At 74.0% G+C, this 16,030-nt stretch carries 17 protein-coding genes; 7 read left to right on the plus strand and 10 right to left on the minus strand.

All coding sequences use genetic code 11. The features are described 5' to 3' along the window. Positions 1 to 35 precede the first annotated feature (35 nt). From ACFWTE_RS01625 to ACFWTE_RS01650, 6 genes are all read right to left on the minus strand, one after another. Positions 36 to 938 (minus strand): carbohydrate ABC transporter permease, encoded by a 903-nt coding sequence (locus tag ACFWTE_RS01625; protein WP_378776855.1) that lies wholly within the window; start codon positions 936 to 938, stop codon positions 36 to 38. Then, positions 935 to 1,840 carry a carbohydrate ABC transporter permease gene (locus ACFWTE_RS01630; RefSeq protein ID WP_378776857.1) on the minus strand — a complete coding sequence of 302 codons (906 nt, stop codon included), beginning with the start codon at positions 1,838 to 1,840 and terminating at the stop codon, positions 935 to 937. The genes ACFWTE_RS01625 and ACFWTE_RS01630 overlap by 4 nt, the downstream gene beginning before the upstream one ends. Next, positions 1,837 to 3,084 carry an extracellular solute-binding protein gene (locus ACFWTE_RS01635; RefSeq protein WP_378776859.1) on the minus strand — a complete coding sequence of 416 codons (1,248 nt, stop codon included), beginning with the start codon at positions 3,082 to 3,084 and terminating at the stop codon, positions 1,837 to 1,839. The genes ACFWTE_RS01630 and ACFWTE_RS01635 overlap by 4 nt, the downstream gene beginning before the upstream one ends. 418 nt (positions 3,085 to 3,502) lie before the next feature. Next, the gene (locus ACFWTE_RS01640; RefSeq protein WP_378776861.1) at positions 3,503 to 3,934 is read right to left on the minus strand and encodes a PPOX class F420-dependent oxidoreductase; all 432 of its coding nucleotides are present in this window, start codon (positions 3,932 to 3,934) and stop codon (positions 3,503 to 3,505) included. Positions 3,935 to 3,985: 51 nt separating this feature from the next. After that, positions 3,986 to 4,465, minus strand: a complete 480-nt coding sequence (locus ACFWTE_RS01645; protein ID WP_378776863.1) for an SRPBCC family protein — start codon at positions 4,463 to 4,465, stop codon at positions 3,986 to 3,988. After that, positions 4,462 to 4,791: an ArsR/SmtB family transcription factor gene (locus ACFWTE_RS01650; RefSeq protein WP_378776865.1), complete on the minus strand. Its 330-nt coding sequence runs from the start codon at positions 4,789 to 4,791 to the stop codon at positions 4,462 to 4,464. Before ACFWTE_RS01650 ends, ACFWTE_RS01645 begins: the two co-directional genes overlap by 4 nt. A 211-nt stretch (positions 4,792 to 5,002) precedes the next feature. Here ACFWTE_RS01650 and ACFWTE_RS01655 point away from each other — a divergent pair, with 211 nt between their 5' ends. After that, entirely contained in the window at positions 5,003 to 6,289 is a 1,287-nt protein-coding gene (locus tag ACFWTE_RS01655; protein ID WP_378776867.1) for a saccharopine dehydrogenase family protein, read from the plus strand. Between the two features lie 111 nt (positions 6,290 to 6,400). Here ACFWTE_RS01655 and ACFWTE_RS01660 read toward each other — a convergent pair whose 3' ends face one another. Next, positions 6,401 to 7,300 carry a LysR family transcriptional regulator gene (locus tag ACFWTE_RS01660; RefSeq protein ID WP_378776869.1) on the minus strand — a complete coding sequence of 300 codons (900 nt, stop codon included), beginning with the start codon at positions 7,298 to 7,300 and terminating at the stop codon, positions 6,401 to 6,403. Positions 7,301 to 7,419: 119 nt separating this feature from the next. On the opposite strand from ACFWTE_RS01660, the gene ACFWTE_RS01665 reads away from it, so the two are divergent. Beyond that, positions 7,420 to 8,370 carry an EamA family transporter gene (locus ACFWTE_RS01665; protein ID WP_378776871.1) on the plus strand — a complete coding sequence of 317 codons (951 nt, stop codon included), beginning with the start codon at positions 7,420 to 7,422 and terminating at the stop codon, positions 8,368 to 8,370. Here ACFWTE_RS01665 and ACFWTE_RS01670 read toward each other — a convergent pair whose 3' ends face one another. From ACFWTE_RS01670 to ACFWTE_RS01680, 3 genes are read right to left on the minus strand one after another with little or no spacing between them, the layout of a single operon-like run. Beyond that, on the minus strand, positions 8,371 to 9,642 hold the full coding sequence (locus tag ACFWTE_RS01670) for an FAD-dependent oxidoreductase (RefSeq protein WP_378776873.1): 1,272 nt from the start codon (positions 9,640 to 9,642) through the stop codon (positions 8,371 to 8,373). Beyond that, positions 9,642 to 9,767: a hypothetical protein gene (locus tag ACFWTE_RS01675; protein ID WP_378776875.1), complete on the minus strand. Its 126-nt coding sequence runs from the start codon at positions 9,765 to 9,767 to the stop codon at positions 9,642 to 9,644. Before ACFWTE_RS01675 ends, ACFWTE_RS01670 begins: the two co-directional genes overlap by 1 nt. A 16-nt stretch (positions 9,768 to 9,783) precedes the next feature. Next, positions 9,784 to 10,608 carry a TetR family transcriptional regulator gene (locus tag ACFWTE_RS01680; RefSeq protein WP_378776877.1) on the minus strand — a complete coding sequence of 275 codons (825 nt, stop codon included), beginning with the start codon at positions 10,606 to 10,608 and terminating at the stop codon, positions 9,784 to 9,786. Between the two features lie 150 nt (positions 10,609 to 10,758). Between ACFWTE_RS01680 and ACFWTE_RS01685 the strand changes: the two genes are divergently transcribed. From ACFWTE_RS01685 to ACFWTE_RS01705, 5 genes are all read left to right on the plus strand, one after another. Then, complete coding sequence (locus ACFWTE_RS01685) at positions 10,759 to 12,225, plus strand: hypothetical protein (RefSeq protein ID WP_378776879.1); 1,467 nt, start codon at positions 10,759 to 10,761, stop codon at positions 12,223 to 12,225. A 115-nt stretch (positions 12,226 to 12,340) separates the two neighbouring features. Beyond that, positions 12,341 to 13,267 carry a carbohydrate kinase family protein gene (locus ACFWTE_RS01690; protein ID WP_378776881.1) on the plus strand — a complete coding sequence of 309 codons (927 nt, stop codon included), beginning with the start codon at positions 12,341 to 12,343 and terminating at the stop codon, positions 13,265 to 13,267. A gap of 134 nt (positions 13,268 to 13,401) precedes the next feature. Then, positions 13,402 to 14,415: a glucosyl-3-phosphoglycerate synthase gene (locus ACFWTE_RS01695; protein ID WP_378776883.1), complete on the plus strand. Its 1,014-nt coding sequence runs from the start codon at positions 13,402 to 13,404 to the stop codon at positions 14,413 to 14,415. Further along, positions 14,409 to 15,269, plus strand: coding sequence for a dihydropteroate synthase (gene folP / locus ACFWTE_RS01700; protein ID WP_378776885.1), 861 nt, complete (start codon positions 14,409 to 14,411; stop codon positions 15,267 to 15,269). The genes ACFWTE_RS01695 and folP overlap by 7 nt, the downstream gene beginning before the upstream one ends. A 10-nt stretch (positions 15,270 to 15,279) precedes the next feature. After that, the gene (locus tag ACFWTE_RS01705; protein WP_378776887.1) at positions 15,280 to 15,975 is read left to right on the plus strand and encodes a class III extradiol dioxygenase subunit B-like domain-containing protein; all 696 of its coding nucleotides are present in this window, start codon (positions 15,280 to 15,282) and stop codon (positions 15,973 to 15,975) included. Positions 15,976 to 16,030: the final 55 nt, after the last annotated feature.

The following is a 16,030-nucleotide window of genomic DNA, read 5'->3' on the forward strand; positions in this document are numbered from 1 at the left end:
CTTGGTGTCGGTTCGCCGGCGGTACCGACGACGGGTCACTTGAGTGCTCCGCTGGAGATCCCGGCCGCCACGTACCTCTGCGCGACGACGAGCAGCACCGCCGCGGGGACCGAGGAGAGCACGGCCACGGCCATGACGGCGCCCCAGTCGCCGACGTGCGCGCCGATGTACTCGTAGATGCCCAGGGTCACCGGCTTCACGTCGTCGGTGGTGTTCAGGGTCAGGGCGAAGAGGAAGTCCGACCAGGCGAACAGGAAGGTGAACAGCCCGGCGGTGATCAGTGCGTTGCGGCTCATGGGCAGCACGATGGAGACCAGGACGCGCAGCCGTCCGCCGCCGTCGATCATCCCCGCCTCGATCACCTCCTCGGGGATGGACACCATGAACGCGCGCAGCAGGACGATGGAGAAGGGCAGGCCCAGGGACGCGTCCGCCAGGACCAGCCCGAGGTAGGAGTTGACCAGCCCCAGTTCGACGTAGGCGTTGTAGAGCGCGTTCGCGACCACGATGCCCGGGACCATCTGGGTGATGAGGGTGGCGAAGACGACCGTGCTCGCGCCGCGCAGCCGGAACCGCGCCAGGGCGTAGGCGGCCGGGGTGGCGACGGTCAGGCAGACGGCGACCGCGCCGAGCGCCACCAGGACGGAGGTGAGCAGGTTGCCCGCCTGCGACTCCCAGGCCCGCTGGAAGTTGCCGAGGTCCAACGACCGGGGGAACCAGGGCAGGCCCGCCGTCGCGGCGCCCGGCTGGAGCGCGGTGTTGACCATCCAGTACAGGGGGAAGAGCAGGACCGCCAGGACGAGGACCCCGACGACGAGGCTCACGGCGTCGCCGCGCGCCTTGCGCGTCACCCGCGGCCGCGGGCGGGGGGTGGTGCGGGGCGGGCCGCCCCGCCGGGCCGGGGCTCCGGGTCCGGAACTGTTGCGCACGGTGTTCATCGGGTGGCACCTCCGCGGTTGGCGCGCAGATAGACCGCGGCGAAGACCATGCTGAGGACGATCAGGACGTTGCCGACGACGGCGCCCTGACCGAAGTCGAGCCGCAGGAACGAGAGCTGGTAGGTGAGGGTGCCCAGCGTCTCCGTGGAGTGCGCCGGCCCCCCGTTGGTGAGCGCCAGCACCAGGTCCAGGATCTTCACGGTGGACATGAAGCCCAGCACCAGCACCACGGTCACGACGGGTCGCAGCAGGGGCAGGGTCACGCTGAAGAAGGTCCGGAAGGGGCCCGCGCCGTCCAGGACGGCTGCCTCGCGCAGCTCCGCCGGGATCTCCTGGAGTCCGCCGTAGAGGATCACCATGTTGAAGGGGACGCCGATCCAGACGTTGACCAGGATCACCGACAGCAGCGCCTGGTCGGGGCTGCTCAGCCAGGGGACGGCCGACGAGGTCAGGTGCAGCGCCTGGAGTGCCTCGTTCAGTACGCCGGTCTCCTGGTCCAGGACGCGGCGCCAGACGGTGCCGGCCACCACCATGGGGATCAGCCACGGCAGGAGGAGCAGCGAACGCATGACCCCGGACAGCGGGAAGCGGCGGCTGAAGAAGAGCGCGAGCGCCATGCCGATGCCGAACTGCCCCACCAGCGATCCCGCCGTGAACAGCAGGGTCCGCCACAGGGAGGCGACGAACAGCTCGTCGGTGAAGACGGTCCGCCAGTTCTCCAGGCCGTTGAACGGCGCCTCCCCCGTGAAGTACGTGGAGAACGTGTAGTCCTGGAAGCTCATCACGACGTTGCGGACCAGCGGGTAGCCGAAGAACAGCAGCATGTACGCCAGTGCGGGGGCGACGAACAGCCATGCCGTGAGGTCGCGCCGCCGCGTGGTGGTGGGTGCCGGCGCCCTCATGAGCGGCCCCCCAGCTGGGACTCGACCTGCTCCTGCGCCCTCTCCATGGCCTCCTGGGGGCTCGCCCCGCCGGTGAGGGCCGACTGCAGCGCGGTGCCGATGGCCTGGGAGTAGGTGTTCCACTCGGTGCCCACGTGCCCGGTCCTGCTGCGCGCGGTGCGCACCTGGTCGACGAAGGGCGCCAGTTCCGGCACCTCCTCGCGGTACTGCTCGGCGGCACCGGGGTCCAGGGGCACGTTGCTGCCCTTGGTCGACCAGTCCAGCTGTGCCTCCGGCGTGGTCATGCAGGCCACGAGTTCGGCGGCGACCTGTTCGCGCCCGGGGTCCCCGGCGTTGACGGGCACGGTGTAGGCCTCGCCGCCGATCGGGGCGACGGAGGTGTCCCCGGCCTCGGGGACGGGGATCTCGGCCACGGCCCAGGCGCGCTCGGGGTGCTCGCGCAGGACCGGCATCTGCCAGGGGCCGTTGACCATCATGGCCGCGTTGCCCGCGATGAACTGGTCGTTGGCGTCGGCCTGGGTCCAGTTGACCACCGACGGGGACACCGAGCCCGCCTCGACGAGCGAGACGACGTACTGGAGTGCCTCCACCGACGCGGGGGAGTCCAGCTCCCTCTCGTCGCCGCCGTTGGACCACAGCCACGGCAGGAACTGGTAGACGCCGTCCTCGGTGGCGAGGGCGCTGATGGCCAGGCCGTAGCGGTCCCCCTCGGTCAGCTCGGCGGCGGCGGTCCGCAGCTCCTCCCAGGTCCGCGGCGGCTCGATGCCCTCCTCCGCGAGGAGGTCCGCGTCGTAGAAGAGGCCGATCGAGTTCACCGCCCGGGCCGCGCCGTAGTACACGCCCTCGTAACTGCCGAAGGCGAGTGCGCTCTCGGTGAGGCCGTCCGTGGGCAGGCCGAGCTCCTCCAGCGGGACCAGGCCGCCGGCCTCCGCGAACTGCGGCAGGTCGGAGCCGTCGAGGGAGATGACGTCGGGCAGCGAGTCGGAGGAGGCCATCCTCAGGGCCTTGGGGACGAGCTGGTCGGCGGGCACGCTGAGCTGGCGTACCCGCACCCCCGCCTCGTCGCCGCAGGCGTCCATGACCTCCTGGTCCCAGGAGTGGTAGGGCTCGTCGGTGCCCGAGTTCATGATCGTGTACACGTCCGGGTCGCGCTCGGCCGCGCAGCCGGCGACCGTCAGCAGGAGCGCCGTCGCGCAGACGGCCGTGCGGCGGCGGGGCGGGGGGTGGGGGCGGTGTGCGTGCATCGGGGCCCTCTTCGGCGGGGAGGTGGGCGGTGCGCTCGCGCCGCGGCGCGAGCCGTGCGGGGGGTGTCGCCGTAGGGCCGGTGATCGGATCACCGGGCTGGGTCTGGGAGGTCGTCGGGGGTGGGGAGGCTGGTCCCCGGGGGCTCCGCCTCCCTTCCCGGGTCACCGTCGTGCGTTCTTCCCGACCATTGTCGAAGCGATTCGACAGTGGGGAAGACCGACCCGTCGAAGCGCTTCGATGATCGGCACCATCGTAGGAACCCCGCCCTGGTGTGACAAGCCCCCCTCGCCCCGGATCTCAGCCCGGAGCGGGTGGCGCGCGGGGCGGGTCCGGGCGCACCGGAGGGAGGGGCCCACCGTCAGGCGGCCCCCTCCCTCCCCGCCCCGGGGCCCGGGGCCGAACGGCGGCCGGGCGCCGTCAGCGCAGGCTCTCGCCGTACACGTGGTCCACGGTCATCGTCATGAGGACCCGGCGCTCGGACACCATCACCGCGCGGTACTCCTCCCAGTCCGGGTGTTCACCGGCGGCGAGGCGGTAGTAGCCGACCAGTGCCTCGACCTCGGGCCCGTCGGGGGCCGTGCCCGGCCCGGTCAGGGAGGCCACTCCCTCGGCCGTGGCCCACGCGCGGCCGTCGGAGCTGGTGACCTCCAGGGTGGCCCGGGGGTCCCGGCGCAGGTTCGCCGTCTTGGCGCGCCCCTCCGTCATCGACACGTGGATGACGCCGGCGCCCGGGTCGTAGAAGGGCAAGACGGGTGAGAGCTGCGGGCGGCCGTCCGCCTTGATGGTGGCGAGGACGCCGAGCCGGCTCTCCGCGAGCAGGGCGCGGGGGTCGAACGTGGTTGCTGTCATGCCCGGAGCCTAGCCGCGGCGGAGCGGGCGGTGCACGGGGCCGTCCCCGGCTCAACCGGCGGCGAACAGGTCTTTGTAGTGCGCGATGAGCGCCTCGTCCGGGCCGGCCTCCTGCGGGGCGGGCCGCCCGTCGAGGGCTGCGGCGAGACCGTCCAGGCACGTGTTCCACCCGGCGGCCGTGTTCGCGGTCCACTCCGGGTCGGCGACGGTGTTGGACAGCCGCAGGACGCACCCGTCCCCGTCCTCCTCCAGCGCCCAGCGCAGGTCCTCCCCGGCCCAGTGGAACGCCAGGGTGGCAGGCGGGTCGAACTCGGTGATGGGCGCGGTCTCCGGTGCCTCACCGGGGAAGGTCAGCGTGAGGGCTCCGCCCTCGCGGGCGTCGATCTCCACGTGGCAGGGAAACCAGCGGCTGAGCGCCTCGCCCGTGGTCAGAGCGGTCCACACGGCCGACCTGGGGTGCGTGTAGCGGTGGGTGAAGTGCAGGACGTGTGCGCCCGGCGTGCTCGCGTCGAGGCGAACGTGCGTGGTCATGGTGGTGGTCCTTCCTGCGGGCAGGTGGAATCGAGGTGGTCGCCCAGGTCCTGCAGCCTGGCCGTCCAGAACGCGCGGTACGGGTCCAGCCAGGCGTCCACGTCGCGCAGCCCCTCCGCGCGCAGGCGGTAGCGCCGCCCCTGCCGCTCGGTGCTCTCGGTGACGAGCCCGGCGTCGCGCAGGACGCGCAGGTGCTTGGAGACGTTCGGTTGGGACAGGCCCAGCGAGGCGACCAGCTCCTTGACCAACAACCCCTCGCTCTCGCGCAGCGCCTCCAGGATGCGGCGGCGGCTGGGTTCGGCGAGAACGGAGAAGAGGTCGGACATACAGCAATTATGCTTGTCTGGTTATATGCCTGTCAAGGAATGAAGGTTGCGGTCGTCGCCGGGCCGGGGAGGAGCGGTTGGCGATCGGCGCCCTCGGGGGCGGCGGCCGGGCTCCGTCCGTCCGGGCTCTCGTCGGGCGGACGGGCCCCGGCCGGGCGCCGGCGGATACGATGCGGCTCCGACCGGAGAGCGTGTCAGAGGGGAGCCGTGGATGAGGGCCGACGACATTCCCGCCGAGGAGACCGGGCGGGAGCCGGTGGCGTCCGCCGACCGGGTCACCGCGCACGGCCGCTCCACCGGTCCGGGCCCGCGCAGGTACGACCTCGTCCTCTTCGGGGCGACGGGGTTCACCGGCGGGCTCACCGCCGAGTACCTGGCCCGCCACGTGCCCGCCGGAACCCGGTGGGCGCTCGCGGGACGGGACCCGGACCGGCTCGCCGCCGTGCGTTCGCGACTGTCGGGGAGCGACCCCGCCTCGGCCGGGCCGGACCTGCTCACCGCGGACGCGGACGACCCGGAGTCGCTGAGGGCGGTCGCCGAGGCCTCGCGTGTGGTCGCGACGACGGTGGGGCCCTACCTCCGCCACGGCGACGGGCTCGTCGCCGCGTGCGCACGGGCCGGGACGGACTACGTCGACCTGTGCGGCGAACCCGAGTTCGTCGACAGGACCTACCTGCGCTGGCACGGCGTCGCGCTGGCCAGCGGGGCGCGCATCGTGCACAGCTGCGGCTTCGACTCCGTCCCGCACGACCTCGGCGTGCACTTCACGGTCGGCCGGCTCCCCGCGGGGGTGCCCCTCCGGGTGGAGGGGTTCGTCAGCGCCTCGGCCACCGTTTCCGGGGGGACGTTCCACTCGGCGGTGACGGCCTTCTCACGGCTGGGACAGGGCGCGATGACCGCGAGGCGGCGACGGGCCCTGGAGCGCCGGGAGGGCCACGGCGCAGGGGGCGGGGACGGCGCCCGCAGGGTACGGGGGCTGCCCGCGGTACCGCGCAGGGAGGGGAGGCTCGGCGTCTGGGCCCTGCCGCTGCCGACCATCGACCCGCAGGTCGTCCTGCGCTCCGCCCGTGCGCTGCAACGCTACGGGCCCGACTTCTCCTACGGGCACTACGCCGCCGTCGGGAGGCTGCCGAACGCGGTCGGGATCGCCGGGGGCGCGCTGGCCCTGGTGGCGCTCTCCCAGGTGCGGCCCGCGCGCGAGTGGCTGCTGGGTCGCAAGGGCCCCGGGGACGGGCCGTCCCGGGAGCGGCGGGAGCGCTCGTGGTTCAGGGTGGTCTTCCTGGGTGAGGGCGGCGGGGAGCGCGTGGTCACGGAGGTGTCCGGGGGAGACCCGGGTTACGGGGAGACCGCGAGGATGCTCGCGGAGTCCGCGCTGTGCCTGGCCTTCGACGACCTCCCGCCGGCGGCGGGGCAGCTCACCACGGCCGCCGCCATGGGGGACGCGCTGACGGAACGCCTGGCGGGACTGGGTTTCCGGGTCCTCGCCCACTGGTCGTAGGGCCGCCCGGGCCCGGACGGCTGGGGCCCGGTTGTCCGGGGCCCGGACGGCTGGGGCGGCGCCGGAGCGCCCGGTCGCGACCGGGCGGGGCGCCGGGGCCGGGAGAGGCCCTCACAGGTCCCGGGCGTGCTCGCGCAGGATCCGGACGGTCTCGGCGACGGCGGGGCGGCGTGAGGTCCCCGTGCGCCAGAGCACCGACACACCCCGCACCGGGGCGGGCTCCAGGGCCTTGACCACGACCGTGTCCGGGACGGGCCCCCGACCCAGGCGGGGGACCATGGCGATGCCCAGTCCGACCTCGACCAGGGCGATCTGGGTCTGGTACTCGGCCACGTGGTGGGCGAAGTGGGGTTCGGTCCCCACCGAGCGCAGCGTGCGCGTGAGCCAGTCGTGGCAGACGGTTCCCGGCGGCTGGCAGATCCACCGGGCGTCCGCCACGTCCTCCCGGTGCAGGACGGCCTTCGCGGTGAGGGGGTGGTCGCGGGGCAGCAGGACGTCGCACCGGTCCTCGCCGACGAGCTCCCGGGACACGCCCTCGGGGACGGTCATCGGCGCGATGTCCCAGTCGTGGACCACGGCCAGGTCCACCGTTCCCTGGGCGACCATGTGCGGGGTGGCGTGGGGGTCCTCCTCGAACAGGCGCAGGTCGAGGGCGGGGTGGGTCGCCACCAGCTCGGCCAGGACCCCGGGGAGCAGCCCCCGGGCAGCGGTGGAGAAGGCCGCCACGGTCAGTCGGCCGCTGGGCCTGCCGCGCCGCTCCTCCAGGGCCACCTCGGCCTCCTCCACCAGCGAGAGCACCCGCGTGGCCGTGTCGACGAGCATGTCGGCGGCGTCGGTGAGGACGACCCCGCGCCCGCGCCGCTCCAGCAGTGTGGTCCCGGTCTCACGTTCGAGCTTGGCGACCTGCTGGGAGACCGCGGAGGGGGTGTAGCCCAGCGCCTTGGCGGCGGAGCCGACGGAACCGTGGACGTGCACCGCATGCAGGGCGCGGAGCCGGGAGAGGTCGAGCACGGGCCTGTCCTTCGTCTGGGTGGGTGGGCGGAGCCCGGACGTTTGTTTAGCGCAGCTGAATCCAATTATGTAGGACCTTTCGCTGGTGCTTAATCCAGGGTCCCCCCATCATCGGATCCATGCGTCCCGTTCACACGTTCCTCGCCGTCCTCGTCGCCCTGGTGTGGGGGGTCAACTTCGTCGTCATCGAGGTGGGCCTCGACCACTTCCCACCGCTGCTGTTCTCCGCCCTGCGCTTCCTGGTGGCGGCCGTCCCCGCGGTCTTCTTCGTCCGCCGCCCCCGGGTGGCCCTGGGTTGGATCGTCCTGGTGGGCCTGGTCCTGGGGGTGGCCAAGTTCGGCCTGGTCTTCCTCGGCATGGACCTGGGCATGCCCGCCGGGCTGGCGTCCCTGGTCCTGCAGATCCAGGCCGTGTTCACGGCGGTCCTCGCGGCGGTGTTCCTCGGGGAGCGGCCGGGCCCGGTCCGCTACGCCGGGATGGCCGTCGCCCTGGGAGGGATCGCCGTCGCCGCCCACGACCAGGGGGCGACGGGCCCCGTGGTCGGGTTCGTGCTGGTCGTGGCCGCCGCGGCGTTCTGGGGGCTGTCCAACGTACTGACCCGCAAGGCGGCGCCCCCCGACGCCCTGAGCTGGATGGTCTGGGTCAGCCTGGTGCCTCCACTGCCGATGTTCGCCCTGTCGCTGCTGGTGGAGGGGCCCGACGCGGGCATGGCCGCCCTGCGCGGGCTGGACCTGGCGGGGGCGGGGACGATCGTCTACGTCGCGTGGATCTCCACGATCTTCGGGTTCGGGGCGTGGGGGTTCCTGCTCCGCCACTACGACGCCTCCACGGTCGCCCCCTTCTCGCTGCTGGTGCCGGTGTTCGGCATGTCGTCGGCGGCCCTGCTGCTCGGTGAGCGCGTCACGCCGCTGAGCCTGGTGGCCGCGGTGCTCCTGGTCGGCGGCGTCGCGCTGACGTCGTTCGGAGGCCGCGCCGCCGGGCGCGGTGCCGTGACGGTCCCCGACCCCGTGACGGTCCCCGACCCCGTGACGGCTCCGTCACCCGGCGACGGCACGTCCGTCCCCGGCTGATCAGGGCGTTCGGGCGGGCCGCCGGGCGAAGTCCGGTGCGTGCTCGGGTCGGAGCCCCACCCCGATCAGGCGCGCGGGCACGTACGCCATCCGCGGCACGCGCGTCAGGAGCGCCAGCACGGGAGCGGGCGGGCCCTGCCTCCGGCCCTGGATGATCGGCTCGACCATCCCGCGGTGCATCAGCCGCTGCAGGAGCTGGACGCCCGCGGTCGGCAGGAGGCGGCGCCTGCGGACCGCGGCCAGGCCGCGGGAGGTGACCGTCCCGTCGAGCAGCGGCCGGGCCAGCAGCGTGGCGGCGGCCACGGCGTCCTGCACGGCGAGGTTGATCCCCACGCCTCCCACCGGGGACATCGCGTGCGCCGCGTCGCCGATGCACAGCAGCCCGTCGGCGTGCCAGCGTCGTAGCCGGTCGACCCGCACGTCCAGGTGCTTGACCTCGTCCATGGAGGTCAGGGACCCGACGCGGTCGGCCAGCTCCGGCATCAGCTCGCGGAGGTCCTCGCGGAAGGCCCCGATGCCCCGTGCGCGCAGCTGCGCGTCGGAGCCCTTGCGCGCGATGTACGCGAGCTGGAGGTAGCCCTCGCGCGGGATGACCACGGTGAACCGGCCCCGGCCCGCGCGGGGGGTCAGGGCGGAGCTGTCCCCGGGGCCTCCGGGCAGCCGGAACCACCAGGCGTCGATCCCCACCGGGAACCTCCGGGAGGGCAGGCGCGTCTCGCGGCGCGCGAGCGACCACCGGCCGTCGCAGGCCACCGTCAGATCGGCCCGGAGCTCCCCGGACCGGTCCGGGCCCTCGCGCTCCCGGTCCCCGTCCGGTGCCCCGGCGCGGGGCCGGTGGCGCACGCCGACGACCCGCCCGTCCTCGCGTACCAGCCCGGTGACCTCGGTGCTCATGCGGAGCGTGAAGCTGGGTTCGTCCCGCCCGGCCTCGGCGAGCAGGTTCAACAGGTCCCACTGCGGGACCATCGCCACGTAGGGGTGGCGCGACCTCAGGAGACGGAAGTCCGCGACGGTCACCAGGCGTCCGCCGCCGACGGGGAACGCGGCCTCGCTCAGCCTGCTCTGGGGGAGCGCCGCGAACCGCTCGCCCAGGCCCAGCTCGTCCAACAGGTCCAACGTGGAGGGGTGCACGGTGTCCCCTCGAAAGTCCCGCAGGAAGTCGGCGTGCTTCTCCAGCACCGTCACCTCGACACCGGCGCGGGCCAGCAGGAGGCCAAGGACCATTCCGGCCGGGCCGCCGCCGATGATCGCGCACGTCGTACGGTCGTTCATCAGGGCTCCCGGTGCGTGGTCGGGGTGTGCGGACGGGGAAGGCGCCGCTGCGCACCGTGCGCCCGGGCCGCGGAGCGGGGCCCCGGCGGGCCGGTGGTCGTGGCGGCGGTGGGCGGGCTGTCCATGGTCGGCTCCTCGGGGTCACTCCTGTACGCGCGACTCCGGCGGGGTCGCGGCGGCCCGCAGGAACGCGTCGGCGAACACCGCGCACGTCTGCTCCGGGTCGGGGAACTCCACACCCGGCACGCTCCGCAGGGCGGGGCGCAGCATCGTGTGGACGGCGATCGGACCGATCAGCTGCTGCATGAGCAGCGGTACCGGCAGGTCGCGGATGCGCCCCGCGGCGACCTCCTCGGCGAGCCAGCCGCCCAACCCCGCGAGCATCCGGGGGAAGAGGTGCCGGGCGAGGACCTCCGTGGAGGGCCCCTCGGGGCGGGCGAACACGTCGGCCAGCATGGCGGGCACCACGCGCGGTTCCCGGCTGAGTCCGGCGGCGATCAGGCGGTAGATCCCGTGGACGCGGGCGCGCAGGTCCTCACCGGTCCGGGCGATCGCCGCCTCCAGGTCGAGGATGGGGCTGTACCGCTCGAAGACGGCGGAGAGGAGCTCGTCCCGGCCGCCGAAGGCCGCGTAGAGGCTGTGCACCGAGCACCCGGCGGAGGAGGCGACCGCCTCCAGGGTGGAGGAGGCCAGGCCCTGTTCGCTGATCAGCCGAGCCGAGGCCTCGATGGCGCGCTCCCGGACCGGCCTCCTGCCGCCCGGGTCGACCCCGGAGGCGCGTACGGCCTCGTCCAGTGCCCGGCGGGAGCCCCCGACGCGGCGCAGCAGGGTGCTGCGGGAGACGCCCGCCTTCTCCGCGATCGCTACCAGGGGCACGTCGGCCACATCCTTCCCCAGGTGCTCGGCGGCGCGGACCGCGGCGCCGACGAGGTCGTCCGGGACGGTAGTGCGTAGTGGTTCTGACATCACTACCAAGGTAAAACGTAATCGAGTTCCACACAAGGGGGCGGGAGCGCGGGGGCGCGATCCCTCCGGGAAGGGCGTTCCGTTAGGTTGGCGACCGGCATGGCGGACAGCGCGGCTGCGATCGCGTGAGAGGACCGGGCGGAGACACGGGTGGACAGCGACGAGCGGCCGGAGGGGCCCCGGACTCCCCGGGAAGCCGAGCAGCCCCGGAGGCCGGAGACCACCGGGCAGCGGACCAGGAGCGTCCTGGCGTGGGCCCGACTCGGTCTGCTGGCGGCCGTGGCGGCCGGGGCCCTGGCCGTGGTGGTCGCCGGCGCCCTGGTCCCGGCCGTCGTGCTCCCGCCCGTGCTGCACACCGTGGCCGCGGCCGGGGACCCCGTGCCGGAGCCGCCGACGGTCACACGGGTGGGGTGGACCTGGAGCCCGCCCCCGCAGACGCGGATCCAGGGCGTGGCCCGGGGCACCCGCGGTCCACTGGTCGGCCTGGAGGACGGGGTGGTCGCCCTGGACGGGGCGACAGGAGGGGAGCTGTGGAGCTACCGGCTCACCTACGCGGACACCGTGGTGAGCGGTGCCGTCGAGGGCTCCGCGTACGTCACGTACACGGAGGGGGCGGAGGACGGCTCCGCGGAGCCCGCCGACCCGGTCACCGTGCTGTTGGACCCGGGGACCGGGGAGGTCACCGGCCGTTTCGCACTCTCGGAGGAGGAACGGGAGGAGTACCAGACCTGGAAGGCCGACCTGCGCCTGCGCTGGCACAGGGGCGCCCTGTCCGGTCGGTCGGTCGACGGCCGCGAGGAGCTGTGGACCCACACCCCGGGCACCGTTCCCGGCCGGACCTGCTTCGGGGACGGGGTACGGCTCCGGGGGGACCGGGTCGTCCACGTCCACGCGTGCCTCGCCTCGGAGGAGCCGCTGGACTCCGCGGTCTTTCGCGACCTCCTCGACTCGGGAGGCGTCGAGGGCACGTACGCGGTGGCGGGCCTGGACGCCGGTGACGGCACCGAGGTCTGGCGGCACGAGTGGGAGGCCGAGCCCTCCGAACGGGTCCCGGACATCGAGGTGCCGCCGACGGGTGAGGGCGGCCCCGTCGTCCTGGTGGACCGGGGCGGCTCCGGCGTGGACCCCCTCCCGGAGTTCCTCGACCTGGACACGGGCGAGGAGGTCGCCGTCCTGCCGGGGGAGGCGCGGGACACCACGCGGCGGACGGCCTCCGCGGACGAGGTCCTGAGCGCGGGTACCCGGGGCGCACTCGTGCGCACGGACGACTGGACGGACGAGGACGTCTCCAGGGCGGCGGTGATCGGTGCCCTCACGGCCGAGGTCACGGACTACTTCGTCGACTCCGGGGGAGAGGAACTCGTCCTTCCGCTGGCCGACGCCGTCCTGTTCCCGCGCATGGACTGGGACGGCTTCTCCAGCGGGACGGTCCCCGACCTCATGGTGGTGCCCTTCGGGGACAGCGTCACCGAGGAGGGGGCGCAGAGCATCCCGGTGGGGGTGCGCGACGACCGCGGTCGCGAGTTCGACTACAAGGACCTGGGCCTGGTCACCGTCCCCGGCGCGGTGGTCGTCCACGCGGGGGGCGCCGACCGGGTGGAGGGCCTCGTCCCCTGAGGCTGTGCCAGAGTGTTTCCCCGCCCCTTCGCGACCCCCCGGCACCACGCCCCGAAGCCTTCGAGGAGAGGGCCGGGGACCCCCGACATCCGACGCCGCACGGCCTGGAGGCAGCATGGCGACCACGACCACCGAACCCGGTTACGACGTCCTGGTGGTGGGCGGCACGGGGGTGGACACCATCGTCCGCGTCGACGCCCTGGAGGTGCCCGGGGGAGACTCCGTGTCCGTCCCGCCGGCACACGACCACGTGGGGCACACCGGGAACGGGGTGGCGCTCGGGTGCCACGCCCTGGGGTTGGCCGTGAAGTTCGTGGACTTCCTCGGCGACGACCCCCAGGGCCGGATGGTCCTCGACCGCTACGCGCAGCTCGGACTGGACTTCGAGCACGTGGTGTCCCCGCACGGCACACCCAGGGGCATCAACCTGGTGGACCCCCAGGGGCGGCGCTTCTCCTTCTACGACGGCCGCCACCCCGCCGACCTGCGCCTGCCCCGCGAGTTCTACCTGCCCCACCTGGAGCGCGCCGCGCACGTGCACCTGTCCATCGTCAACCACAACCGGGACGTGTACGAGGACCTGGAGGCGCTGGGCGCGACCAGCTCCACCGACCTGCACGACTGGGACGGCGAGAACCCCCACCACCTGCACTACGCCCTGCGCTCGGACCTGGTCTTCATGAGCGCGGCGACGGTCCGCGACCGGGTCGGCCCGGTGCTGCGCGCCATCCTGGAGCGGGGGCGCGCCCGCCTGGCCGTGGCCACCGACGGCGCCGAGGGCTGCCACGTGCTCGTGCGCGGGGAGAGGGAACCCCGACACTTCCCGGCGGTGCGGCCCGAGCACCCCGTCGTGGACACCAACGGGGCGGGGGACGCCTTCGTGTCGGGGTTCCTGTACGCCCACCTGCGCGGTGCGCCGGTGGAGGAGTGCGTGCTGGCCGGATCCGTGGCCGGGGCGTTCACCTGCGCCAGCGCGGGGACCCACAGCGCTTTCGTCGACCGGGGCGGCCTGGAGCGGCTGGTCGCCGCCGCACGCTCCTGACCCCTGTGGGCGGGGGAGTGCCCGTGGCCGGGGTGAGGCGCCCGTCACAGGGCGCGGGGAACCCCGCCCGAAACACCTCCTGACCGGCACCCCGTACCGGACGTGCCCTAGGGTTGGCCGCTGGGGAGGCTTCTGTGGAGAACGCGTGGTTCGGACGTCGTACCTACCGGTCCTCGGACTGGTCGGTCGAGCGGCTGGTCGAACTCAAACGCCGGCGGGGCAGCACGGTCAGCCTGGTGATACCGGCGCGCGACGAGGCCGCGACCGTCGGCGGCATCGTCGCCCGCGTCCGGGAGGCGCTGGTGGAGGACGCGCCCCTTTTGGACGAGGTCGTCGTCATGGACTCCGACTCCGCCGACGACACCGCAGCCCTCGCCCGTGCGGCCGGGGCGACCGTTCACCGCGTCGCCGACGTCCGGCCCGACCTGGGCCACCAACGGGGCAAGGGCGAGGCGATGTGGAAGTCGCAGTTCGTGACCTCCGGCGACATCGTCGCCTTCCTCGACGCCGACCTCGTGCAGTGGGGCCCCCACTTCGTGTCCGGGCTGCTCGGCCCCCTGCTCACCGAACCGGGTGTGTCCCTGGTCAAGGGTTTCTACGACCGGGTCCTGGACCTGCCGGGCGGCTCCGGGCAGGCCGCGTCCTACGAGGGCGGCCGGGTCACCGAACTCGTGGCCCGCCCCACCATCGCCCTGCGCTGGCCCGTGCTGTCGGGCGTGGTCCAACCGCTGTCGGGCGAGTGGGCCGTCCGCCGTGACCTGTTCTCCCAGCTGTCGGTGCCGACCGGCTACGGCGTCGAACTCGCCGTCCTGGTCGACACCCACCTGCGGCGCGGCGTGGACGCCATCGCCCAGGTGGACCTGGGCCGCCGGGCCCACCGCCACCAATCGCTGCGTGACCTGGGGGCCATGGCCACCGAACTCCTCGCGGTCGCCGACCGCCGGTCGGGGATCGACCGCGGCTCCGACCGGGTCGAGATCCAGCAGTTCGGCTCGGGGGAGGGGCGGGGCCGGCCTCGCGCGACCTCGGTCAGCGTCGTGGAGCGCCCGCCCGCGGCCGAGGCCGGAACCGGCGCGGCGCCGCAGGACGGCGGGGCCGCGCGCGCGGACCTGCCGAGCGGACTGGAGGGGGTGGCGAACCGGTGCTGAGGTTGCGCGGCCGGGAGTACGACGCGGACACGCCGCTGGTCATGGCGATCGTCAACCGCACCACCGACTCCTTCTACGACAAGGGTGCCACCTGGGACGACGGGCCCGCGTTCGAGCGTGTGCGCCGGGTCGTCGCCGAGGGCGCCGACATCGTCGACATCGGCGGCATCAAGGCGGCCCCCGGCGAGGAGATCGGCGCCGACGAGGAGAAGCGCCGGGTCGTGGACTTCGTGGCCGGCGTCCGGGCCGAGTTCCCCGACCTGGTCATCAGCGTGGACACCTGGCGGGCGTCCGTGGGCCGGGCGGTGTGCGAGGCCGGGGCGGACCTGCTCAACGACGCCTGGGGCGGGTACGACCCGGGGCTGGCCGAGGTCGCGGCCGAGTTCGGCGCGGCCCTGGTGTGCACCCACACCGGTGGTGTCACCCCGCGCACCCGGCCGCACCGGGCGCACTACGAGGACGTGGTGCGCGACGCGATCGACCACACCGTCGGTCTGGCCGAACGCGCGGTGTCCCTCGGGGTGGACCCGGCGTCCGCGATCATCGACCCGGCGCACGACTTCGGCAAGAACACCTGGCACTCCCTGGAGCTGACCCGGCGCCTGGGCGAGATGACGGCGACCGGGTGGCCGGTGCTGGTGTCGCTGTCCAACAAGGACTTCGTGGGGGAGACCCTCGACCTTCCGGTGGGGGAGCGCCTGACCGGGACGCTCGCGGCGACCGCCGTGTGCGCCTGGCTGGGAGCACAGGTCTACCGGGTGCACGAGGTGGTGCAGACCCGGCAGGTGCTCGACATGGTCGCCTCCATCCGCGGGGTCCGACCCCCCGCACGGACCGTGCGCGGGCTGGCGTGAGGAGGCGTCCGTGATCGTGGGAACAGTGGTCTGCCCGCACCCGCCGCTACTGCTGCGGGAGCTCACCGGAGGCCAGGACGTGGCCGCCGACCTGCGCAAGGCGTGCACGGAGGCGCTGGAGGCGCTGGCCGGGCTCGCACCGGACGCGGTCGTGGTGGTCGGCGGGCACGAGGTGTCGGGCGGGTGCGCCGGGGGAGCGGTCCCGGTCCGTGAGTTCGGCGGAACCGGGGAGCGGGTGCCCCGGGATCGGGCGCTCCCGCTGAGCCTGGGCGTGGCCCGGCGGCTCCTCGACACGGTCGGGTACGCGAGACCGGTGCACATGGTGACGGTGGCCTGGGACGCCTCCGCCGCCGAGGCGGAGGCCCTGGGGGCGCGGATCGCGCAGCGCCCGGGGCGGGTCGCCCTGCTCGTCATGGGCGACGGCAGTGCCAGGCGCGGGCTCAGGGCACCCGGACACCTGGACGAGCGAGCCTTCGGTTTCGACGAGGAGATCCGCCGGTCACTGGCCGAGGGGGACCGGGACGGTCTGCTGCGGATGGATCCTGCCCTGGCGGAGGAGCTGCTGGTGGCGGGCCGGGCCGCGTTCCAGGCCATGGCCGGTGCGGTCGGCCGCGGCGGGGCACCAGTGCGGCCCGAGGTGCTCTACGCCGACGACCCGTTCGGCGTCATGTACTTCGTGGCGGTGTGGCCGTGCGTGACCGGTTGAGCGGTGCCGCCCCCGGGGCGGCCGCCCCGGGGGCGCGGCGGTGGAGGAGGGGAAC

This window comes from Nocardiopsis sp. NPDC058631, from assembly GCF_042716955.1.
In the GTDB taxonomy this organism is placed as follows: Bacteria; Actinomycetota; Actinomycetes; order Streptosporangiales; family Streptosporangiaceae; genus Nocardiopsis.